At 70.7% G+C, this 21,554-nt stretch carries 18 protein-coding genes and 1 pseudogene; 11 read left to right on the top strand and 8 right to left on the bottom strand.

Annotated elements, in window-relative coordinates:
* Positions 1-5 precede the first annotated feature (5 nt).
* The 6 genes from ACR807_RS04230 to ACR807_RS04205 all read left to right on the top strand — a co-directional run bounded on the left by ACR807_RS04230 (position 6) and on the right by ACR807_RS04205 (position 4,916).
* Positions 6-863: a phosphotransferase family protein gene (locus ACR807_RS04230; protein ID WP_438919856.1), complete on the top strand. Its 858-nt coding sequence runs from the start codon at positions 6-8 to the stop codon at positions 861-863.
* 58 nt (positions 864-921) lie between these two features.
* Positions 922-2,163 carry a helix-turn-helix transcriptional regulator gene (locus ACR807_RS04225; RefSeq protein ID WP_438919855.1) on the top strand — a complete coding sequence of 414 codons (1,242 nt, stop codon included), beginning with the start codon at positions 922-924 and terminating at the stop codon, positions 2,161-2,163.
* The gene (gene ribD / locus ACR807_RS04220) at positions 2,160-3,032 is read left to right on the top strand and encodes a bifunctional diaminohydroxyphosphoribosylaminopyrimidine deaminase/5-amino-6-(5-phosphoribosylamino)uracil reductase RibD (RefSeq protein WP_438919854.1); all 873 of its coding nucleotides are present in this window, start codon (positions 2,160-2,162) and stop codon (positions 3,030-3,032) included. The genes ACR807_RS04225 and ribD overlap by 4 nt, the downstream gene beginning before the upstream one ends.
* Positions 3,033-3,191: 159 nt before the next feature.
* A complete protein-coding gene (locus ACR807_RS04215; RefSeq protein ID WP_438919853.1) occupies positions 3,192-3,488 on the top strand; it encodes a flavoprotein in 297 nt (98 codons plus the stop codon).
* On the top strand, positions 3,485-4,360 hold the full coding sequence (locus tag ACR807_RS04210; RefSeq protein WP_438919852.1) for a hypothetical protein: 876 nt from the start codon (positions 3,485-3,487) through the stop codon (positions 4,358-4,360). Before ACR807_RS04215 ends, ACR807_RS04210 begins: the two co-directional genes overlap by 4 nt.
* Positions 4,353-4,916: an NUDIX hydrolase gene (locus ACR807_RS04205; protein WP_438919851.1), complete on the top strand. Its 564-nt coding sequence runs from the start codon at positions 4,353-4,355 to the stop codon at positions 4,914-4,916. The genes ACR807_RS04210 and ACR807_RS04205 overlap by 8 nt, the downstream gene beginning before the upstream one ends.
* Positions 4,917-5,094: 178 nt before the next feature.
* Here the strand turns inward: ACR807_RS04205 and ACR807_RS04200 are convergent, their stop codons facing one another.
* Complete coding sequence (locus tag ACR807_RS04200; protein WP_438919850.1) at positions 5,095-5,727, bottom strand: isochorismatase family protein; 633 nt, start codon at positions 5,725-5,727, stop codon at positions 5,095-5,097.
* A gap of 111 nt (positions 5,728-5,838) precedes the next feature.
* On the opposite strand from ACR807_RS04200, the gene ACR807_RS04195 reads away from it, so the two are divergent.
* Positions 5,839-6,840 carry a GlxA family transcriptional regulator gene (locus tag ACR807_RS04195; RefSeq protein WP_438919849.1) on the top strand — a complete coding sequence of 334 codons (1,002 nt, stop codon included), beginning with the start codon at positions 5,839-5,841 and terminating at the stop codon, positions 6,838-6,840.
* A gap of 367 nt (positions 6,841-7,207) precedes the next feature.
* Here ACR807_RS04195 and ACR807_RS04190 read toward each other — a convergent pair whose 3' ends face one another.
* A complete protein-coding gene (locus ACR807_RS04190) occupies positions 7,208-7,333 on the bottom strand; it encodes a hypothetical protein (protein ID WP_438919848.1) in 126 nt (41 codons plus the stop codon).
* Between the two features lie 124 nt (positions 7,334-7,457).
* Between ACR807_RS04190 and ACR807_RS04185 the strand changes: the two are divergent.
* Positions 7,458-7,634 (top strand): annotated as a pseudogene (locus tag ACR807_RS04185) (integrase core domain-containing protein); the annotation flags it as partial.
* Positions 7,635-7,651: 17 nt separating this feature from the next.
* Here ACR807_RS04185 and ACR807_RS04180 read toward each other — a convergent pair.
* A complete protein-coding gene (locus ACR807_RS04180; protein ID WP_438919904.1) occupies positions 7,652-7,891 on the bottom strand; it encodes a hypothetical protein in 240 nt (79 codons plus the stop codon).
* 141 nt (positions 7,892-8,032) lie between these two features.
* On the opposite strand from ACR807_RS04180, the gene ACR807_RS04175 reads away from it, so the two are divergent.
* Together ACR807_RS04175 and ACR807_RS04170 are read left to right on the top strand one after the other, a co-directional pair.
* Positions 8,033-9,298 (top strand): MFS transporter, encoded by a 1,266-nt coding sequence (locus tag ACR807_RS04175; protein ID WP_438919847.1) that lies wholly within the window; start codon positions 8,033-8,035, stop codon positions 9,296-9,298.
* Positions 9,295-10,698 (top strand): pyridoxal phosphate-dependent decarboxylase family protein, encoded by a 1,404-nt coding sequence (locus ACR807_RS04170; RefSeq protein ID WP_438919846.1) that lies wholly within the window; start codon positions 9,295-9,297, stop codon positions 10,696-10,698. Before ACR807_RS04175 ends, ACR807_RS04170 begins: the two co-directional genes overlap by 4 nt.
* 41 nt (positions 10,699-10,739) lie before the next feature.
* Here the strand turns inward: ACR807_RS04170 and ACR807_RS04165 are convergent, their stop codons facing one another.
* Positions 10,740-11,939 (bottom strand): acyltransferase family protein, encoded by a 1,200-nt coding sequence (locus tag ACR807_RS04165; protein WP_438919845.1) that lies wholly within the window; start codon positions 11,937-11,939, stop codon positions 10,740-10,742.
* Positions 11,940-12,302: 363 nt separating this feature from the next.
* Between ACR807_RS04165 and ACR807_RS04160 the strand changes: the two genes are divergently transcribed.
* The gene (locus ACR807_RS04160; protein ID WP_438919844.1) at positions 12,303-13,097 is read left to right on the top strand and encodes an SDR family NAD(P)-dependent oxidoreductase; all 795 of its coding nucleotides are present in this window, start codon (positions 12,303-12,305) and stop codon (positions 13,095-13,097) included.
* A gap of 7 nt (positions 13,098-13,104) precedes the next feature.
* On the opposite strand, the gene ACR807_RS04155 is transcribed toward ACR807_RS04160, so the two are convergent.
* From ACR807_RS04155 to ACR807_RS04140, 4 genes are all read right to left on the bottom strand, one after another.
* Positions 13,105-14,556 carry a radical SAM protein gene (locus tag ACR807_RS04155; RefSeq protein ID WP_438919843.1) on the bottom strand — a complete coding sequence of 484 codons (1,452 nt, stop codon included), beginning with the start codon at positions 14,554-14,556 and terminating at the stop codon, positions 13,105-13,107.
* Positions 14,556-17,156, bottom strand: a complete 2,601-nt coding sequence (locus tag ACR807_RS04150; RefSeq protein WP_438919842.1) for a glycosyltransferase — start codon at positions 17,154-17,156, stop codon at positions 14,556-14,558. Before ACR807_RS04150 ends, ACR807_RS04155 begins: the two co-directional genes overlap by 1 nt.
* 213 nt (positions 17,157-17,369) lie before the next feature.
* Complete coding sequence (locus tag ACR807_RS04145) at positions 17,370-17,738, bottom strand: hypothetical protein (protein ID WP_438919841.1); 369 nt, start codon at positions 17,736-17,738, stop codon at positions 17,370-17,372.
* A gap of 9 nt (positions 17,739-17,747) precedes the next feature.
* Entirely contained in the window at positions 17,748-21,536 is a 3,789-nt protein-coding gene (locus ACR807_RS04140; protein ID WP_438919840.1) for a wHTH domain-containing protein, read from the bottom strand.
* Positions 21,537-21,554: the final 18 nt, after the last annotated feature.

Raw genomic sequence — 21,554 nt, 5'->3', positions numbered from 1 at the left:
ATGACGTGCTCAGCAAAGCGGGCGTCGAAGCGGGTGTACCCACCATCGGGGCGGAGCTGATCCGTGACGGCACCAACGTCCTCTACCGCTTGCCGGACGGGATCGTCGCCCGTATCGGCCCCGCGGGCTCGTACCGCACCGCCGCACACTCGGTCCGCATCTCGCGCTGGTTGGCCACCACCGCTGTACCGGCAGTCCGTGTCGCGGACCATGGCCAACAGCCCGTCTTGGTCGAGGACCGGCCCGTCACCTGGTGGGCGCAACTTCCCGAACACCGGCACGCCACCCCCACCGAACTCGGAGCAGCGCTCAAGGAAGTCCACGCACTGGCAGTACCCGCCCTCCCGCCATTGCCCGCGTTCGACCCCTTCCACGAGCTGGACCAGGTGATCGCCGCTTCCGCCGCAGTCACCGACCGAGACCGGGCCTGGCTCACGGACCTCATAGCCGCGCTACGTCACGAGTACTCGGAACTGCTCTCCGAACTGCTCCGCTGCACCATCCACGGTGACGCCTGGCAGGGCAACCTGGCTGTCCCCGAGAACCATGCCCCCACGCTGATGGACCTCGACCACTTCGGACTTGGTCCCCGTGAGTGGGACCTGATCCCGCTGGCCGTCGACCGCACTGACTTCGCCCGCATCACTCCTGCGGAGTACGAAGCGTTCGTCGACGCCTACGGCGGCTATGACGTGACCGGCCATCCCGGCTATCGCACACTGGCCACCATCACAGAACTTCGTTGGATCGCCTTCGCCATCCGCAAGGCCAAGACCAGCCCGAAGGCAAGGGGTGAAGCCGAGTACCGCCTGGCATGCCTGCGCGGTGACATCGAGCGCCCTTGGCGGTGGACCGCATTGTGAACACCGACATCACCGCACCAAATCAGCTGCACAACGCATCTCAACAGACGGGGGCGACATGAGCGATGAACACCCCGACGCGACCAAACCCGCTGGTGTCCGACTCGCTCACGAGATCCGCCGACGCCGCACCGAAGCCGGGCTCAGCCAACCCCAACTGGCCCGGAAGATCGGCTACACCAGGCAATACGTCTCACTGGCCGAACGTCCGGACCACAACCTCCCCTCCGCTGAACTCGTCAAAGCCCTCGACCAAGCCTTGAACGGCAAGGGTGCTTTGACAGCGCTGCGCGAACTGGGCAAACGAGAGCAGGAACGACAGCGACGCCAGTCAGTGCGCAAAGATCCTGACGTCCCGGAAACGCGCACGTCGACTCAACCCGCGTTGAGCCGTTTCACGGAAACACATGTCGACGACGCCATCCGACATCTTCGCGAACAATGGCACCTGCTCGTCAAAACGGACAACCTGTTCGGTCCGCGCTTCGCCATCACGTCGGTGCGGGAGCACATCGACCTGATCAACGAGATTGCGGCGACGGTCCGGGGAGTTCCTCGACGTGAGGTGGTGGGTCTGGCCGCCCGGTACGCCGAGTCGGCGGCGTGGTTGTACGAGGACGCCGGGGAGGCTGCCCTGGCGTTGCACTGGACGGACCGGGCGATGGAGTGGTCCTACGAATCAGGGCAGCGGACGATGCCGGCGTGGACGCTGTTCCGCCGTAGTCAGCAGGCCACCACCGACGCGGACCCGGCGCGGGTGATCGGCATGGCCGAGGCGGCCGGCCGGGACGCGGCGGTGCTGTCGAGCCCCATGCGCGCGGCCATCACCCAGCAGGAGGCGCACGGGTACGCGCTCGACGGGGACGAGCGCACCGCCCACCGCAAGCTGGACCAAGCTCACGAGTGGGCCGCGCGCGACGATCAAGGCGACGCGCGTGACGGGCACGGGTCCTTCTGCACCGGTGACTACCTGGAACTGCAACGCGCCCACTGCTGGTCGGTCCTCGGCAGGCCCGACAAGGCGATCGCGCTCTACGAGAAGGTGCTTCCCGCGCTCCCGGCGGCCTACCGCCGGGATCGGGGGACGGCGTTGAGTCGCTTCGCGGCGGCCGCGGCCGCTGTCTGCGAGCCGGAACGGGCCGCGCGGCTCGCGGACGAGGCCCTGGACATCGCACGCAGCTCCGGCTCGCGGCGCACAGAACGCGAAGTGCGGGACGTGGCCGTCAGGCTGTCCGTGCACGGCCACTTGCCGACGGTGAACGCGTTCCGCGCCAAGGCGCTGTCCGGGGATGCGCGGTGACGGCGTCGGAGGCCGAGGTCGCGGCGATGCGGAGGGCGATCGTGCTCTCGGCGTTCGGTCTGGGCACCACCAGCCCCAACCCGCCCGTGGGGTGCGTGATCCTGGACCGGCACGGCCACGCGGTCGGCGAGGGCCACCACGTCCGCAAAGGTGAGGCGCACGCCGAGGTCCACGCCCTGCGGGCGGCCGGAGAACGCGCCCGTGGCGGTACCGCGGTGGTCACCCTCGAACCGTGCAACCACCACGGCCGCACCCCACCCTGCCGCCAGGCGCTCCTCGACGCCGGGATAGCCCGAACGGTCATCGCCCTGATCGACCCCACCTCGCGGGAAGAAGGCGGCGCCGCCCGCTTGGGTGCGGCCGGGGTAGACGTGGAAATCGGGCTGCTCGCCGACTCCGCGCGCGTCGTCCTGCGGCCGTGGCTGCACAGCCTGACCACGGGACGTCCTCACGTCACCTGGCTGTACGAAGTCGATTCCCAGGGGCGGGTGCGCACCGCCGGTGAAGCACTGCGGACGTTGCACCGCACGACCTTCGACGTGGTCCTGGACGATGCGGGTGGCCTCTCCGAAGGCGTGCCGAACGGTCACGGCGGAAGCGCCTTCGCCCTTCCGGTGACGACCGCGGACGAGCCCGCACGACTCCTGGCGGCGCTGCACGAAGGAGGCGCGCGATCGCTGCTGCTCGCGACCGCCCCCCGAACGGCACACCGGTTCCTGGAAGCCGGTCTGGTCGACGCGACGACCTTCTACGCACCGTCCTCAACTAGACCTGTGACGAAGGCGACCGAAGCAGCACGGGTGCACAACGGCTTCAAGCTCGAAAGAGTCGAACGGCACGGCGACCACCTGCGCTTCGACACCACATAGGTCCTGCCCGGGCCCAGTGGATCGGTGTCCTGACGTGGACCACACCCCACGGTCGCGTCCTGGATCGACCTCGACGAGACAGCCACCGCGGCAGGAACCGCAGTCAGGGTCGCCACGAGACCACCGGGAAACCAGAACCCGCTTCCTCGACCCGACGCCGTGCTCGTCGTGCCCGCCACTTTCAACACCATCAACAAATGGGCGAGCGGTATCAGCGACAACCTCGCCCTCGGCGTGCTCGACGAACTCCTGTCCACCGGCGTACCGGTCCTCGTCGTGCCCTGCGCCAAACAGCCGCTCCGCGAACATCCCGCCTACCGGCCCAGCACCCAGCGGTTGATCGACGCCCACGCAACGTTCATGAACCCCGACCAGGTGACCACCCGCGCACCGGACGGACTCACGACCTTCCACTGGAACCCGATCCTCGACGCGTTCACGCGGCTCACCGCATGAGCCAGGTCGGCGCAACCGACGGACGCGCCGACCACAACCTGCCCTCACCCGAGATCGTCAGGGCCATCGACCGCGCCCTGGACGCGGGAGGGGTTCTGGTCTCGCTGCGGGAGCAGGGTAAACGCGAGCAGGAACGCCTGCGTCGGGAATCGGCACCACGAGAGGCGGAAGACCGAAGTCGGGCATCAGTCGAGAGGGGCCAGGACGTGCTGCCGTTTCCCACTGCGGCGGACATCGATCCCCGGGTACTCGCGGATGCCTTGACGCACTCCCGCATCGACGGCACGGCATTCGATCACATGGAACGCGCCGCAACCACAACGGTTGCGTTGTCGCGTGGCGGTCCTGTCGGGGTGCTGGCGGGGATCGCCGGTCACCTCGACCTCGACCGCCACAGTGACGCCGATCGGTACTTCGACCTGGCCGGGTTGGCGGCACTCGAAGCGGAATCCCCCGATCTCGCGGCCTGGGTGCTCGCGGTCCACTCGCTCGGCCCCTTCTTCAGGGGAATCACCGGAACGGACTTCTTCGACGCGGCGCGACTGGACGGCATGGCGGGCACCACCCACCTCCTGCTGCGCTGGACGGACCACGCCGCACCGCTGTTGCGCTCCGCGCTCGAACGACGCGCCCACACCGACGTCGAAGGACGGGCGCTGCTCGCCCTGGACCTGGCGGAATGCCACCTCCACGACGACGAACCGGACGAAGCGGCACGAGTGGCCACCACCGCGCTGGAGTGGGCCGGAAACACCATGGTCGACCCCATCCTCACCCGGGCGGAGAGCATCCGGGCCCGTGTGGTTCGCTCGATCGGCCCCGCGGGCGCGCGGAGCCTCGACGCCCGACTGCGGGAGGCAGTGCGTGACTGAGGACCCGGCGCGGTGGACGGTCCGGGGCACCCGCAGGGTCTACGCCTCCGAGTGGGTCAACGTCGACCTCGACGACGTCGAGATCCCCGGCGGCCCCCGCTTCGAGCACCACGTCCTGCGCTTCCCCCGCGCCTCCGTCGGAGCCGTCGTGGTCGACCACGACTGCGTCCTGCTGCTGTGGCGACACCGCTTCACCACCGACACCTGGGGATGGGAGATCCCCGCGGGCTGGTCCGACGACGGCGAAGACCCCGCCACCGCCGTCGTCCGCGAAGTCCGCGAGGAAACCGGCTACCAGCCCGGCGAGGTCACGCCCCTGGTCACCTACAGCCCCATGACCGGCATCAGCACCCAGCGGTACCGCGTCTACCTCGCCACATCCGCAACCCCGGTAGGCACACCCGACGCCACCGAGGCCAGTCGGATCGAATGGGTCCCGACGGCCGAACTCCCCCGTCTCATCACCGCGGGACACATCACCGACGGCCCGTCACTGACCGCTCTCGCCGTCTACCTCGCCACCGGGCTCGATCACGGAAGGAACGTTGCCCGATAGCGGCATTCCCGCCCAGGCCGCTGGTACCACGTCCCACTTGCTACCGAGCCCACAGGACGACACTGCCTGCCACGAACGCACCGGGTTGCGGCCGGTGGCCGACGGTGTTCGAAGAAGTCGGCCGGGGACGTCGTGATGCCGAGGCAAAGCCCCCGTCGGGTACCGGCGTAGATCGCGCTTACCCGGCGCGCTGCGCACCCGTCACGGCGGAGGTGCCGAGGTCGGACTTGGGCAGCGAACGTCCGGCGGCAGCGGCTTCGGCCCAGGTCGTGGTGTCGGCGACGGCGGCGAAGTTCGAGTGGAACAGTGCCATCAGCGTGGTGTGGACCGTTTTGGCGTCGACGAAGCCGGCGTCGTTGGCGATGTTGATCGCGCCGGTGGCGTCGGAGAGGACCTCGGCGGCCAGTCCGTGCGTCTCGGCTTCGGCGGCGGAGGCGAGCACGCAGTTGTTGGTCATGTAGCCGACGAGGGTGACGGTGTCGATCCCGTGTTTCCGCAGCCAGGCGAGGAGGTCGGTGCCGGCGAACACGGTGCCGTACTGCTTGACGACCGACTTCCACTCGTCCGTGCGGCGACTCGCGACTTCCGGGTGCAGTTGGAAGCCCGGCCGGGTGGGGTTGAACACGGGTGCGTCGTCGCCCGCCGAGTGCTGGACCGCGACGACGGGGATGCCGGCGGCGGTGGCCGCGTCGATCGCCCGCGTGATCCGGGGCAGTGAGTCGGCGTGCGGCGGGTACTGGATCTCCAGCGGCCCGCCGAAGTACTCCTGCTGCACGTCGACGACGACGAGGGCGCGGCGCGGGGTGGTCATGACCGGTGTGCTCCTTGCTGTCGGTGCCGCCGCTCGTACGGGCGGCACGTCGAGTCTGCGGGCCGGGACCTTCGCCGACCATTGACACGTGTGCGTCGTTACGATGGAATCGTGCCAACCTCCGGAGGTGCTCTGCGCGTCGCCGTCTACGCCTTCGACGGCGTCACGATGTTCCACCTCTCCGTGCCGCAGCTCGTCTTCGACGAGGTCAGGCGGCAGGGGTTGGGCGACTGGACGACGGTGCTGTTCTCCGACCGCGCCGGGTCGATCCGCACCGCCGAGGGGTACCCGATCGGCGACGTGGCCGGTCCCGCGGCGGCCGAGGACGCCGACGTCGTGGTCGTCCCCTCCTGGTTCGAGGACGGGCGCGCCACCGGCCCGGTACTGCGGCGGACCCTGGCGGAAGCCCACGGCCGCGGCGCCACGATCGCCGGGCTGTGCCTGGGGGCCGTCGCCGTCGCGGACGCGGGCCTGCTGTCACGGCGTACCGCGGTGACGCACTGGCAGGCCGTCGACATGCTCGCCGCACGCCACCGCGACGTCGACGTCGACGCCTCCGTGCTCTACGTCGACCACGGCGACGTGCTGACCTCCGCGGGCACGGCCTCGGCGATCGACGCCTGCCTGCACCTGGTGCGGGGCAGGCTCGGCGCCGCCGCGGCCAACCGGGTCGCCCGCAGCCTCGTGGTGGCCCCGCACCGCGAGGGCGGACAGGCGCAGTACATCGAACGGCCACTGCCGGCGCAGTCGGCGAACGACCCGATCGCCGCCGTGCTCGACTGGGCCCTGCGACACCTGGCCGAGCCCTTGCCGGTCGAGCGCCTGGCCGGTGTCGCACACCTGAGCCGACGCACCTTCATCCGCGCGTTCCAGGCCTCCACCGGGACCACCCCGGCGGCGTGGGTCCGGCTCCGGCGCCTCGACGAGGCACGCCGACTGCTGGAGTCCACCGACCTGCCGATCGACCAGGTCGCCGCCGCCTGCGGCTTCGGCAGCACGGTCACCCTGCGGCAGAGCTTCGCCACCGCCTTCCACACCTCGCCGTCGGAGTACCGTCGACGCTTCGACACCCGCACCGCGGACAACAACAGCGCCGATCAGGTACACGGTTGATCAGCAGCTCACCGGCGGGCGTGAGCCATCCGTCCACCCCGGCGAGGCAGCGCACCACTGAGCGGGACAGGGGAAGAGCCTCCGGTCGACCACCCGGTGATATCGGCGTCGTAGGTGACCAACTCGTGGGCGGGGTTCCGTGGCCCGAGAAGGTGATCACCACGACGTCATCGGAATGACAGGTCGTGCGAGCCCCTCGAGTTCACGTACGAGGCGATCGCGAGTGGCGAACTCGTCACGCAGGTGGACGTTCGCCCCACCGAGGTTGTCGCCGAAGAGGGCGTGCAGGGCAGCAGTTTGCGATGATCCATCCGTCACGGGCGCACCACTTCAGTCGGTCTTGCAGGCCAGGACACCTCGTCCTCGATCAGGTCGTAGGGCGGCTGGCCCACTCGTGCAGGTGTTTGCAGAAGTCCGCTACGGCCACGCTGTCGGCGAACTCGGCGTCGTGGTCACCGCCTTGCCCCAGGTTCTTCTGCGGGCTGTCGATCACGAGGAAGCCGGGGTGGGCGCTGCCGGTCTCCCAGGCGATTTCGAAGAGGGACAGGGCCCAGGCCAGGGAGATCAGGGTTCGTCCGCCTGATTTCGACAGCGTCTTCCAAGCCGACGATCTTCACGTGATCAAGAGCGAGCCGCAGGCGCCCCGGATGAACGCCCACTGCGAACGGGTCATCGGCACCATCCGACGCGAACTCCTCGACCACATCCTGATCCTGGGTGAGAACCGTGCACGCCAGGTCCCCGAGATCTACGAAGACCACTACAACCGACACCTCCCCCACCAGGCTCGAGACCGGCTACCGCCCGAGGCTCAGCAGAACCCTCCCGCGGTATACAACGCGGCGTGCGCCTCGGCGTCGGCGTCGGTGACATCGGTGGGCGCGAACGGGGAGCCGGTCAACTCGGTGGGGACGACCTGGCGGGCGTCGGGGAACGCTCCCAGCACGGCTCGCCCGGTCACGGGGCGCGGGCCGCGCTCGATCATCGACAGTCGTCGCCAGGAGCGCACCTCGCGGAGCCGACGGCCGATGTGGTTGTCCGACGTGCGCATCTCCGGAGCCGGTTCCGGGGTAGCGGGGTCCGGTCGGCACACCGGTCGGGTGACTGCGCTCGGCTCGGGAGGCGTCCCACCACCCGGGCTCCCGAAGTGGTGCTCGCTTCCACGGCCGTCGAATGCGAAGATCTTCCGCCTATGCGGCAGATCACCGGCGGGGTCCGGGCGGGGTACGCGACCGGGTCCTTCGTGACCGGCGCGTTCGGCACCGTGCCCGGGTTGCTCCTGCTGCCCTACCTGACCGACGGCCTCGCCGTGCCCGCCGCCGTCGCGGGGCTGCTCGTCCTCGTGCCGAAGGCGTGGGACGTGCTGTTCAACCCGGTCGCCGGCCGGATCAGCGACGCGGCGGGCGTGCGGCGGCCGTTCCTGCTGCGCGGCGGGCTGGCCACGGCGGTGCTGTTCGCGCTGCTGTTCGCCGGGCCGTTCACCGGCGCGGGCGCGGCGGTGTACGTGGCGCTGGTGTTCCTGCTGTGCGCGACGGCGTACGCGTTCTTCCAGGTGCCGTACGTGGCGATGGCCGTCGAGATCACCGAGGACTACGACGAGCGCACCCGGCTGATGGCGTGGCGGATGGCGTTCCTGGCGCTGGCGATCCTGGTCAGCGGCGCGGGCGCGCCCGCCGTGCGCGACCTGTTCGGCTACCCCGCGATGGGCGTGGCGGTGGCGGCGCTGATGGTGGCGGGTACGGTCGCCACCCACGTCGGGACGCGCGGGGTGCCGGCGTCGCGGCGGGTGGCGTCCTCGGCGTCGTTCGGGGAGCTGGTGGCGGCGGTGCGCGGGTCGCGGGCGTTCCGGCTGCTGCTGGCCGCGTTCGTGGTGCAGGCCGTCGGGCTGGGCACGATGCTCGCGGGCGTCGACTACTTCGCGCGGCTCGTGCTGGGCGACCGGTCCCTGCAGACACTGCTGTTCGTCGGGTTCGTCGGCCCCGCGCTGCTGGTCATGCCGCTGTGGCAGCGGGTGGGCGCGCGGTGGGGCAAGCGGGCCGGGCTGGTCGCCGCGTCGCTGCTGTTCGCGGTCGCCGTGCTCGGCCTGCTGGCCGCCCCGGTGCTGCCGGTCGGCGCGGTGCTCGGCCTGATGGCCGTGGTCGGCGTCGGGTACGCGGGCATGCAGGTGTTCCCGCTGGCCATGCTGCCGGACGTGATCACCGCCGAGGAGCGGCGCGTCGGCGTGACCAGGGCCGGCCTGTTCTCCGGCGTCTGGACGGCCGGCGAGACCCTGGGCCTGGCGCTCGGCCCCGGCGTGTACGGCCTGGTCCTGGCCCTCGGCGGGTACGTCGCGAGCACCGGCGGTTCGGCCGCGCAGCCCTCCGGCGCGGTGACCGCCGCGCTGCTCGGATTCACCGCGATCCCCGCCGTGCTGGCGGTCGCGGCCCTGCCCCTGCTGCGTGAGGAGAGGTCCGGATGACGTCGCCGGAGTCCGTCCTGGCCGAGCTGCGCGCCCTGCGGGAGGGCGACCTGCCCACCCACGGCGGTCGCACGCTGGCCTACGTCTACGACAGCGCGGTGCCCGGCCTGGACGAGCTGGCGGCCTCGGCGCACGCGCTGGCGTCGTCGGTGAACGGGCTCGACCCCACGGCGTTCCCGAGCCTGCTGCGGCTGGAGAACGACGTGGTGCGCACCGCGGCCCGGTTGCTCGGCGGCACCGACGCGACGGTCGGCACGGTGACGTCCGGCGGCACCGAGTCGTGCCTGCTGGCGGTGGTCGCGGCCCGCGACGCTCGGCCCGACGCGCGCGAACCGTCGATCGTGCTGCCGGAGACGGCGCACGCGGCGTTCCACAAGGCGGCGCACTACTTCGGGCTGCGGGTCGTGCCGGTGCCGGTGGACCCGGTGACCTACCGGGCGGTGCCGTCGGCGATGGCGGCGGCGATCGACGACTCGACCGTGCTGGTCGTGGCGAGCGCGCCGTCCTACGCGCACGGCGTGCTGGACCCGGTGGCGGAGATCGCCGGCATCGCCTCGGCCGCCGGTGTCCGCTGCCACGTGGACGCGTGCATCGGCGGGTGGGTGCTGCCGTTCGCGGCGGGCGTCGAGCCGTTCGACCTGTCCGTGCCGGGGGTGACGAGCCTGTCGGTGGACCTGCACAAGTACGCGTACGCGCCGAAGGGGACGTCCGTGCTGCTGCACGCGTCGGCCGACCTGCGGCGGTCGCAGTACTTCGCGAGCGCGGCGTGGCCCGGTTACACGATGCTGAACCCGACCACGCAGTCCACCCGTTCCGGTGGTCCGCTGGCGGCGGCGTGGGCCGTGCTGCGGCACGTCGGTGAGGACGGGTACCGCTCCCTGGCGGAAACCGCCCTGTCGAGCGCCCGCACCCTCCGCGAGGGCGTGGGGAAGGTCGACGGCCTGCGCGTGCTGGGCGACCCGGTGTCCACCCTGCTGGCGGTCACCGCGACCGACGACGACTTCGACGTGTTCACCGTGGCCGACGAGATGAAGGCGCGGAACTGGTACGTGCAGCCGCAGTTCGCGTTCGGCGCCTCCCCGGCGAACCTGCACCTCACCGTGACGGCGGCCAACGCGGGCCACGAGGAGGAGCTGCTGACCGACCTGCGCGACTCCGTGGCCGCGGCGGTGGCCGCCGGACCGGTGCGGGTCGCGCCGGAGGTCGTCGCGTTCATCGGCTCCCTCGACCCCGACGCCCTGACCCCGGAGGAGTTCGGCGGCCTGCTGGCCGCGGCGGGCATGACCGGCGGCGCCGGGCTGCCCGACCGGATGGCGGCGGTGAACACCCTGCTCGCCGCCGCCCCTCTCCGCCTGCGCGAACGCCTCCTCGTCGAGTTCCTGGGCGGCCTGTACTCGTAGGGTCACCGGCACCGCGGCCCGGAACTGCCGCGGCGCGACCGCTACGCGGCGGTTCCGGCGGCCTCCGGGGCGGCCCGCACGGGACGCCGGTCCCGCCCGGCGTGGCCGAACCGGCGCATCACCGGCCGTTCGACGAGGTGGAACAGCAGCGCACCCACGAACAGCGTCGCGACGAACAGCACGAGCACGACCAGGGCGGCCGTGAGGTCGTCGTGCGCACCGCGCAGCAGCCAGCCGCCGTAGATGACCACGAAGCCCTGGCAGAGGTAGAAGCCGAAGGAGATGTCACCCAGCCACTGGGCGGTCCGGCCGCGCAGGGCGCTGCGGGTGCCCTTCACGTCGGCCGTGGCGGCGGCGCAGATGAGCGCGCCGAGCGGGATGGCGGTGGCCACGTTGAAATCCCACACCACCGGCGCGTGCAGCGCGGCGACGTACCCGACGACGGTCAGCAGCGCCGCGGGCAGGACGCCGATCGAGGGCCACCGGCCGGTCACCACGATCCGCGCCAGCACCATGCCCAGCACGAACTCGAACAGGCGCGAGGGCGGGAAGACGTAACCGAACCAGAACTGGAGGTCCGAGAGCGGCGCGCCGGCGGTGCGGGCGCCCGGGACGACGTACTGGGTCACGAGCTGGAGGGCGACCATGCCGGCGACCACGAGGCCGGCCCAGGTCCACAGGCGGCTGTCGGCGATGCGCTTGATGCCGCGCAGCAACGCCGGGAACAGCAGGTAGAAGAGCAGTTCGCAGCACAGCGTCCAGGCCGGCACGTTGATGCTGCGGTGGATCTCGACCTGCGGGAAGAACGCGTGCACCAGCAGCAGGTTCGGCAGGTAGGCGATCCACGGCGTGATCGCCGAGGCGAACAGCAGGAGCGTCGCGGCCCACGTGACCACGTGGTTGGGGAAGATCTTCAGCACCCGACGGCGCCAGAACGGTCGGGCCGCCTCACCGTCGCGGGCCGACCAGGTCAGCACGAACCCGCTGAGGATGAAGAAGAAGGAAACGCCGACGTAGCCCGCTTTGCCGAACAGCCACGCCAGGTCCTGGGCGGTGCCGGGATCGCCGAACGGGGAGAGCATCGCGTGCGGCGCGATCGGCGAGGGCATCATCACCGTGACGTGGAAGAGGAACACCAGCAGCGCCGCGACGAACCGCAGCCCGGTCAGCGACGGCAGTCGCGCCGCTCCCGGCACGAGGTGGACGGGCGACCCGGACGGCACCGGTTCGGTCGAGGCCATGCTTTTTCCTTGCTTTCCCCGCTCGGCGAAGCGGCAACAACACGACGTGAGAAAAGGACCACCGGAAACCCGGCGCTAATATATGTCCACTCCCGTCGACGGACAAGAACTTCGACGAAGCGAATTAAATGACCTTTTCATGTCCCCTGCGGAGACCGCCGGTAACGCGCGGGTTTCACCGGTGAAGAGCGGGGATCATCGGTGACGACGTCCGGCGACGCTGTCGTCGACATCACGACCGCATCAGCCGAGTGACCCTCGACCGGGTGGTTGTCACACGGTCGACGGCGCAGCCGAGCCGCACGGGCGGGATTCCCGGCAGGTACGACGGCGGTATCGCGCCACCTGCGCGATCATGGACCCATGCACCTCGATCTGAGCGGGAAGACGGCACTGGTCACGGGTTCGACGCAGGGCATCGGCGAGGCCATCGCGACGGGCCTCGCCCGGGCGGGCGCGCGGGTCGCGGTCAACGGCCGCAAGCCGGGCGCCGTGGACGAGGCCGTGGCGCGCATCCGCTCCGCCGTGCCCGGCGCCGAGCTGGTGGCCGCCCCCGCCGACGTGGCCGCGGCCGAGGGGGCCGAGGCGCTGGCGTCCGCGCTGCCCGAGGTGGACGTGCTGGTCAACAACGTAGGCATCTTCGGCGCCACGCCCGCCCTGGAGATCACCGACGACGAGTGGCGGCGCTACTTCGAGGTCAACGTCCTGGCCGCCGTCCGCCTGACCCGCGCGTTCCTGCCCGGCATGCGCGACCGGGGCTGGGGCCGCGTCCAGTACATCGCCAGCGACTCGGCCGTCGTCATCCCGGCGGAGATGATCCACTACGGCATGTCGAAGACCGCCCTGCTGGCCGTCTCCCGGGGTTTCGCCAAGGAGGCGGCGGGCAGCGGCGTGACGGTGAACTGCGTCCTGGCCGGCCCCACCCACACCGGCGGCGTGGAGGACTTCGTCTACCAGCTGGTGGACGGGGCCCTGCCGTGGGAGGAGGCGCAGCGCGAGTTCATGCGCCTGCACCGCCCGCAGTCCCTGCTGGGCAGGCTGATCGAGCCGGAGGAGATCGCGAACCTGTGCGCGTACCTGGCCTCGCCGCTGGCCTCCGCGACGACCGGCGCGGCCGTGCGCGTGGACGGCGGGTACGTGGACTCGATCCTGCCCTGAGCCGCCGTCACCACTCGGTGTTGATGATCGCCTCGACCAGCACCTCCCCGTCCCGGGTGAGCGCGACGGTGCGCGCGGCCTCGTCCAACCGGACCAGGCCGCGCGCCTCCAGCGAGCGGAAGCGGCCCAGCCACGGGTCCGCGAACAGCGAGCGCCCCGGGAAGCGCCGCCCGTGCACGGCGTCGTCGAGCGGTTGGAGGGTGGACAGGGCCATCTTCACCGCGCGCGACTCCTGCCCCTCGGGCGTGAAGCGGGTCGCGGAGCCCAGCGGGATGCGGCCCGCGGCGACGGTCTCCGCGTACCGCTTCGAGTTCACGTCCGTGATGGCCTCCGAGGCGCGGCAGCTCGAACTGCCGCCCAGCCCGATCGCCACCTCCGGCTCCTGGCGGTCCTGGTCGACCATGATGGACTTCCACTTCTCCGGCCCGAGGCCGTCGCGGGCGAAGTACATGGTGGGGTGCTCGGTGTAGCCGCAGCCGCGCAGGCCGTCGGTCAGCACCTCCCGCATCTGGTACTGCTCGCCCAGCGTCGGCCAGCGGTGCCCCTTGTCGACCAGGCGGTCGCGGTACTCGGGGAGCTGCCACGCGGCGGGCTTCTCCCCCGTCACGCCGGTGCGCGAGTCCGCGTAGGAGGCCAGGTGCAGCTTGGTGCACACCACGGCGGGCACCTCGTTCTCCAGCACCACGTCGAGGTCGCGGCGGACGCTGTCCAGGGTCTGGTCCAGCAGGCCGTACATCAGGTCGACGCTCACCCACTCGAACCCGGTCGCCTTCGCGTTGCGCACGAAGTCCAGGCACATGTCGGCCGTGTGCTCGCGACCGCTCTCGCGCAGCACGTGGTCGTCGAACGACTGCACGCCGCTGGACAGCTTGGTGCAGCCCAGCTCGCGCAGCAGCTCCAGCTTCGAGGGGGTGAACGTGCTCGGGTCGCCCTCGAAGCGGACCGTGGTGCCGCCGGTGAAGCCGAAGTTCTCGCGGTAGAAGTCCAGCAGGCGGCGGATCTCCGGTTCGGGCAGCAGCGAGGGCGTGCCGCCGAAGACGTTGAACTCGCCGACCTCGGCGCGGGCCAGGTTCGGCACGGCGGCCAGCCACAGCCGGGCCTCGGCGATGTTGAGGTCCACCCAGTGCGCGGCCCGCTCCCGGGTGACCTCCGCGGGGCCCTTCACCACGACCACCGGGTACTGGCAGAAGCGGCACCGGTAGGCGCAGGTCGGGATGTAGGACCACAGGTGGATCGGGCCGGCGGACGGCAGCTGCGCGTCCAGGTCGGCCAGGAACTCCTCGGGTGCGAGGCCGGGCACGTCGCCGGGGAAGACGTGCGCCCCGAACGGGTCCTCCTTGACGTAGTCCAGCAGGTGCTGGTTCTCCGGCGCCTGCAGGGCGTCCAGCACCGCCGGGCGCGGCCACGCCGGGTCGAGCACGTGCAGCGAGTCGACGGCCTGCTCGTAGGTCAACGTCATCAGAACACCCCTCCGTTGCCGAAGTAGTTGTGCGCCTCGCCCGACTCCCGGTCCTCGCAGTAGTAGCGGACGAACTCGGCGAACCGCTCGGGCGGCACGTCCCGGAAGCAGGGCGGCAGCGGCGGCGGGTAGCCGATGTCCTCGCCGACGTGCAGCCGCAGCCGGGCGAAGATCTCGTCCGCGAACTCCAGGTACAGCCGGTAGGACGGCGTCTTGTAGGAGTGGATCGGCGCGAAGTCGGTCACGCGCATCTCGTCGCGGATCTCGGCGATCCGCCGCCCCAGGCGCTCGGCCAGGTCGGCGCCGAAGAACTCGACGACCGGCTCGTCCTCCAGCAGCGACGGCGTGAGCAGTACCGGCAGGATCGTGTTCTTGGGCGTGAAGTCCTTGATGGAGAACTCCCACGCCAGCCGCGCCTGCTCCTCGGTGAGGTCACCGGCGGCGGTGGCGGGCGGTTCGGGGCGGATGTCGCGCATGACGATGATGCCGTCCGACCCGTAGGCGCGGCCGGTGACGACCTCGTCGATCGCGTGGTCGATGCGCCGCGGGTTGATCTCCACCCGGGAGCGCGGCGCGTAGGTGATGGGACCGCCCGCGTTCGCCACCTTGATCCCGAAGTCCCAGTCGTCGGACAGGTGGTTGACGAACTCCCCGTCCTGGAGCTGGTAGAACACCTCGATGCCACCGACCCGCTCGTAGGCGTCGCGCTCGACGGCGAAGCCCTTGCCGTCCGGGAAGCCGCCGAACAGCGAGAACGTCACGGCGCGGCACCGCAGGGTGCGCTGGATCGCGTCCCACAGCCGGGGGCGTCCGGTGAAGTGGTCCGGGTTGTAGTAGTAGTCGCAGACCGCGATGGCGGCCTTGGACGTCTCCACCGCCGCGAGCAGCTCGGACAGCCAGTGGGGGTCCACGCGGCAGTCGGCGTCGGCGGAGACCAGGTAGAAGCGCTCGCCGACGTCGGTGCCGGGCCGGTTGCGGCTGCGCGCGGCCGCGAACTCCATGCCGGCGCGGCGGGCGCACGACACGCCCTGCTCGGGTTCGTGGATGACGTGCACGGCCAGGTCGGGGTGCGCGGCGGCGAACGCGCGGGCGATGGCGACGGTGTCGTCGGTCGAGTTGTTGTCGACCAGCACCACCTCGTAGAGGTCCTTGTCCAGCGGGCCGTCGCCGTCGCGCTGGTCGTGCAGCGTGCGCAGCACCTCGTCCAGGTTGGCGGCCTCGTTGTAGACCGGCAGCACGACGCTCATCCGCGCGCGGGGCTTCATCGGCGGCGGGTAGAGCCGGTCCAGCAGCCCGGCCGCGACCCCCTCGCCGAACAGCGCCTCCCCCGCTTCCCGGTTGTGCTCGACCACTTCCGCTCGCTTCCCCTCGTCCGTGATCAGCTCCGCCACCTCGTCGGCGAACGCGCGCGTCGGCAGGTCGTGGACGCGGACGTCCAGCACCGGCGCCCGGAACCCCCTGTCGCCGTACACCGCGTCGTACAGCTCGTAGCGGCTGGTGGCGTAGGGCGTGCCGGAGGCGACGGCCTCGCTGATCGGGTTTCCGTAGCTCTCGTAGTCGTAGGAGGTCAGGAAGGTCACCAGGTCGGCGTGCGCGAGCAGGTCGCGGACCGAGTAGCGGCCCTCCAGCCGGGTGTCGTACGGCGTCAGCCACCCGCCGAACACCACCCGGTCGCGCACCCCGAGCCGGGTCGCCAGGTCGACCAGTCGCGCGTGCTCCCCCGGCGCCTCGGCCACGTCGCCCGCGACGAACAGGTGGGCGTCGAGCCGCTCGGCGAGCGCCGCCAGCAGGTGGACGTCCCGGTCCACGCGCTTCTGCGGGATGATCCGCGTGACGCGGGCCAGCAGCGCGGCGTGCTCGGGGATGCCGTGGTCGCGGCGGAACGCGGCGTTGCGCCCGTCCACCTCGGCGGTGCGGCAGGTGAACGTGTTCGGCAGCACGTCGATGTTCACCAGGTCGGGCACCCAGTCGAGCGTCCGCGCCCGCGCCTGCTCGTGCAGCGCGAAGTAGTGGACGTGCGGCGAGTTCCGCGGCGCGGGCGTCGTCGGGTACGGGAACCGGCCGTACTTGGCCGCGCCGGGCTCGCTCTGCCACATCAGGTCGTGGTCGCGCCACAGCACGAACCGGCCGAGCCGGTGGCGCGCGCCGTAGCGCTCGATCGCCCGGTAGAGCGCCCTGGTGTAGGTGATGTTCTCCGGCAGCGTGCCGTTCTCGACCACGACGAGGGTCACGCCGAGGCGTTCCCAGGTCTCCTCGATGCGGTGGGCCACCTGCTCCGCGATCCGCTCGACCTCGCCGAGCAGCCCCGGGTCGCCCCTCTGCACCACCTCGGTCAGCACCCGTTCGACGAAGTCCCGGTCGTAACCGGGAACGTCCTCCAGGTGCTCGACCCGGTCGAGCGTCACCCAGTCCGGCAAGAGCGCGGCCTCGTCGCGGTAGGGGCGGAAGAACGCGTTCTTGTCGGCCTTGATGTCGTAGCCGAGGTCGAGGTGGACGCGGTAACGGTTGTCGCCCCTCAGGAGGCGGGCGGTCTTCAGGAATTCGACGACCACGCCGGACAGCGGGGTCGCGTCGAACGAGACACCCCAGAGCACCGTCATCGGCAAGGACTCCAGTGTCGGCTGCGCGAGTGCTTCCCACGCTACCCGGGGTGGGACCAGTAGAATTCCCAGCGAAACCGCGCCATACATGAGGACCGGTCACCTCGCCACCGCACCCGGTGGCGGCGCGGTCGGCGCAGGTGAGCGGTCAGTTCCCGGCGTGATCGGCCCCCGGACGACCACCGGGACGGGACTTCGGCAACGCGCAGGCGGTCACAGCCCCCCGAGGTCGAGGTCGCGCATTCCCGGCAGCTCGTACCCCTTTTCCTCGTCCCACTCCACGTCGAGGTCGTCCAGGTGCACGCGCCACTCGGCGTCCGGCAGCGCGCGGCGCAGTGCGGTGACGGAGTCGAGCACGTGCACGACGACCGGCCCCAGGTGGGCCGGGTCGAACGGCATCTTCGTGGACCCGGCCAGCACCTCGCCGTCGCCGTTGTCAGGCCGGTCGTAGAGGTACAGGCCCTCCTCGTCGTCGAACGGGAAGCCCTCGTGGTGGGCGGCGACGACCCGCCCCACCTCGGCCGCCTCGTCCTCGGTCAACGGCACGGCCCGGCGTGCGGAGTAGTACAGGGAGACGCTCACCCGTTGAGCCTAGGCGAGCGGCACGCGCGCCATGGCGTTCCGGATCGTGACGGCGGGGTCGGGCGAGTTCATCCCCAGCTCGCGGAGGCGATCGGCCACCTCGGTGATGGTCGTCGACAACGTTGCCGCTGCTTCGACCAAGTGCACGAGGGGCACTGGTTCTTCCCCCCGCAACCACGTGTCGGCCCCGTTGAGCGAACTCGACAGGAGGACCACGTCCTGAGCGGAGAACCTGGCGGGCAAGTGCGTCGTGTCGACGTCGAAGCCGTACTCCACCAAGCGGGCTACGACGTTGTCGTCAGGCGAGACGGACAACCGCAGGTAGCGCGCGATGTGGTGCGGTTTGATCGGCTCATCGGTGGTCAGCCACGGCGCGACCCCGTCGACGTCCGACGACAACAGCACCTCGTCTTCTTTCACCGGGCGGGCCACCAAGCGCTCCGGGCACCGGAACCCGTGAGTCGTCAGTCGTTCGGCCACAGCCGCCACGGGCGTCCCGGTCACCGAAGCGGCCTTCACCACGTGTCCGGGCGGGACCGGAACCGATCGGTCCAGCCACGGCGGCGATCCGGCGATCCCATTGCTCAACACGACGGGGTCGTACCGATGGTCGAAATGTGCCCCGTTGCTGCTCGACTCGACCTCGAAGCCGTACTGCGCCAGTCTGCGACCGACCTCGTCCACGTGCATGCCGAGCTTGTCCGCGACCCACCACAGGTGCACGAAGGGGATGGACGACCCCAAGGCCAGCCATGGCCGCACACCCGAACAATACGAGGACACGAGGTGCACGTCCTCCCGCTTGGGGGACGAGGGAAGGAGGTCGAGCACGGTCAGGTCGAACCCGTGGTGCTGAAGACGACGAGCGATCTCCTCCAGGCTCAGTCCCAGACCGAAGAGCCCGTTCAGCACCTGCCCCGGCGACGCCACGCCGGAGTGTTCGTCATAAGCGCAGACTTCGCCCACGCTGTTGAACAGGAGCCCGAGGTCCACGCGATCGGGTACCGACTCTGCCGAGAACCGCTCGACGACCAGGTCGGTGAAGCCCAACGCGGAAGCGCGGTGCGCGACTTCACGTGGTGTGCTGCCGGTCCGCTGTGCGATCGTCACGATGTCGTGCGGCGAAAGACGCTCGTCAGCGGAGCGCCATGAACGGGCGCTTTCGAAGATGTGCGAGACGACCGCGAGGTCCGACGGACGTGCCCGCAGCAGCCGGTCCACCTCGATCAACTCGGGCACGATCTCCAGCAAGCCGCTCAAGGCCGCGTTGGGGCTGTTCACGAGCAGGCGCCAGAGGTACACGTGGTCTGCCAGTCGGGTGAACGGCACCACTTCGAGCAGTCGATCCGGAGGGGTGACCCCCTGGACGGACCTGCGGTCCGGATCGAGCACCACGTGCAGGTCCTGCGGGAACGAAACAGCTTCACGCGGAACTGCCCAACCCCGGCGTTCCGCGCGCGGGTGGGACGTCCGGGGCTCGCGAGAACTGGCGATGTCCGCCAGCCTCGGTATCCACCACCCGACCTCGCTCATCCACTGCAGGGTCGGCATCGGGGTGGCCGAGTCCGTCATCTCGTCCACCCCTCGGACGAGGAGGTCCTCCACCGCCGCCGCCACGTCGTCCACGACCTTCGTGCGGTCGACGGAAAGGCGCGGAGCCGCCTTGCCGGTCAGGTTCACGACGCAGCCGGTGAACGGGCTGTCGTCGTCCGGTCCCGCCAGTACGCCGTGCCGGAGGTCCGGATGGGCCAGTAGGCCGTCCACGAGCAGCGCGCCGCCCCATTCACACCACACGACCTGACCACCGACAGCCGGTATGAGGATGCCGTGGGCGTTGATGCCGTGTTGTTCCCAGGGCTGACGTCGCCGTCCCTTGAACACCCCCGGTTCCCACCGCTCGTGCTCGGCGTCGTGCGATGCGACGGTGTCGAACTCGGCGATGCCGAGGACTTGGCGCAACACCTGCACGCAGGAGGTTCTCCCCGCGTTCCGCAGGTACAGCCGGATGGTGGTCCCCGGCTCCGCCCGGTCGGCGACCGGCTGGATCTGGAACAGGTGGCCGGGACCGGAGATGGTGGCCCGCAGGGTCCGACCAGGTCGGCCGCCGGTGCGGGCCGCGCGGCACGTGGTCACGGTGATCTCGTCGGCCAGCATGAAATAACTCAGAACGCCGATGCCGAAACGGCTGTTCGGGAACAGCTCGACGGGCGGGTCGAGGCTGTTCCAGTCGGCTTGCTCGTCGCGGAACTCGGCGAGATCGGCGAAACGGGCGCCGGCTCGGGCGAAAACGCCCTTCAGCTCGGGTTCGCCCATGCCGATGCCGTTGTCGGCGCACTCCAGGTAGGCGCGGCCGTTCTCCTCCACACCCTGGGTGAACAGGATGCGCCCTTCCCACGTCGTGGCCCGGCACGCGGTGCGGTGCAGGTACTGCTCGCGGGCACGGCGGTAGCGGCAGGCGTCGAGGGCGTTCTGGTACAGCTCACGGACGGCGAGGTTCCGGTCGCGGTAGAGTTGTTCGCCCATGAGCAGCTCGCGGACGCGGTCGTCGTCCAGGCTGAAGCGGCTCCAGCCGCTGAACTCGGGACGGCCGTCTGCGTCACGCGCGGCATCGACCCCGCTCGCCGAGGCCCTGGCGGGCAGTTGGCCGAGGACGGTCAGGGTGCTGTGCACCTCGGCGGCACGGCGGACGGCGTCGAGCAGGGAGTCCACCCGCACGGTGTGCTCGCGGAGGGCTTCGATCACGGCACCGTGCTGGCAGTCCGCTTTGAGGACCAGGTTGTCGGCCTCCGGAACCCACACGGCCTTCGCGACCGCCCGGTGCAGGCGGTCGACGTCGACCGGGGCAGGGATGCCCAGGTGCCACGGGATGGTGTCCGACAGGTCGGTGATCGGGACCGAGGTGGTGTGCGCAACGGCGAGCAGCAGACCGAGCAGGGGCACTCGGACGTGCTCTTCATCGGGTTCACCGCCGTAGAGGGTGTCCTGGTGCGTGATGCGGTTGAGGCGGTCCGTGCCGCAGAGCGCCTGTGGTTCCAGCCGCAGGCCGTGGAGGAGTTCCCGGACCCGATCGGTGCTCAGCACCTCGCCCAAACCCGCCTCGACCACCCCGACCTCGGCGAGCAGCGCTCCGACCGCACGCGGTTTGACGAGTTCCGCACGTTGCCGAACCCACCGGTTGAACAACCACCAGCCGATCTCGCGCCGGGCGTTCGGCCGGTCGGGCAGCGCGGGCAGCAGCGCGCGGTCGACCAGGCGGGAGTTCTCCGCCAGGTGGTCCTGGTAGTCGGCGCGGTCGCCTTCCGCGCGGTGGCGAGCGAGGTCGACGGGGTCGATGGCGCTCAGCTTCGCGGCGGCGGCGCACCACAGGGTGTCGTTCAGCAGCGGGACGACCGCGAGCAGCGCGGCCTCCGCCGGGTCGAGGAGCAGGGACGTCGTGCCGAGTTTCTGCTTGAGCAGCCAGCCGATCCGCTTGGCGAACCGCTCGGCCTGGGAGGTGTCCAGCCACGGGTCGTCGCCCAGGACGTCGACAGCACGGCGCCGGACCTCGCCGAGACCACCGGCCACGAACGCGATCCGGTCGCGCAGGTCTGCTGTGTCCCGCTCGGCTTTGACGTGCGCCCACGCCTCGGCGCGCACCGCGAGGTCCACCCAGGGGTCAGCGGGTGACGCGGGTTCGGGTGGGCGGGAGCCGTAGTAGTTGTTGTTGACGGTGTCGATCTTGTTGGCCTGGACCACCGGTGCGTTGACGGTGCCGCTGATGTCGTTCCTGGTGTCGTCGCCACCACCGGTGATCGCCAATTCCGCTACCCCCTCGCA

The sequence above is a fragment of the Saccharothrix sabaoui genome (genome assembly GCF_051756985.1).
Lineage (GTDB): Bacteria > Actinomycetota > Actinomycetes > Mycobacteriales > Pseudonocardiaceae > Actinosynnema.
The sequence above is the reverse complement of the archived record's forward strand: the minus strand, read 5'-3'. Positions and strand labels throughout refer to the sequence as shown.

What these genes read in the sequence shown, in the direction of transcription:
- ACR807_RS04225 (WP_438919855.1), top strand. Translation starts at nt 922, where the DNA reads ATGAGCGATGAACACCCCGACGCGACCAAACCCGCTGGTGTCCGACTC.
- ACR807_RS04210 (WP_438919852.1), top strand. Translation starts at nt 3,485, where the DNA reads ATGAGCCAGGTCGGCGCAACCGACGGACGCGCCGACCACAACCTGCCC.
- ACR807_RS04200 (WP_438919850.1), bottom strand. Translation starts at nt 5,727, where the DNA reads ATGACCACCCCGCGCCGCGCCCTCGTCGTCGTCGACGTGCAGCAGGAG.
- ACR807_RS04180 (WP_438919904.1), bottom strand. Translation starts at nt 7,891, where the DNA reads ATGCGCACGTCGGACAACCACATCGGCCGTCGGCTCCGCGAGGTGCGC.
- ACR807_RS04175 (WP_438919847.1), top strand. Translation starts at nt 8,033, where the DNA reads ATGCGGCAGATCACCGGCGGGGTCCGGGCGGGGTACGCGACCGGGTCC.
- ACR807_RS04170 (WP_438919846.1), top strand. Translation starts at nt 9,295, where the DNA reads ATGACGTCGCCGGAGTCCGTCCTGGCCGAGCTGCGCGCCCTGCGGGAG.
- ACR807_RS04165 (WP_438919845.1), bottom strand. Translation starts at nt 11,939, where the DNA reads ATGGCCTCGACCGAACCGGTGCCGTCCGGGTCGCCCGTCCACCTCGTG.
- ACR807_RS04160 (WP_438919844.1), top strand. Translation starts at nt 12,303, where the DNA reads ATGCACCTCGATCTGAGCGGGAAGACGGCACTGGTCACGGGTTCGACG.
- ACR807_RS04155 (WP_438919843.1), bottom strand. Translation starts at nt 14,556, where the DNA reads ATGACGTTGACCTACGAGCAGGCCGTCGACTCGCTGCACGTGCTCGAC.
- ACR807_RS04150 (WP_438919842.1), bottom strand. Translation starts at nt 17,156, where the DNA reads ATGACGGTGCTCTGGGGTGTCTCGTTCGACGCGACCCCGCTGTCCGGC.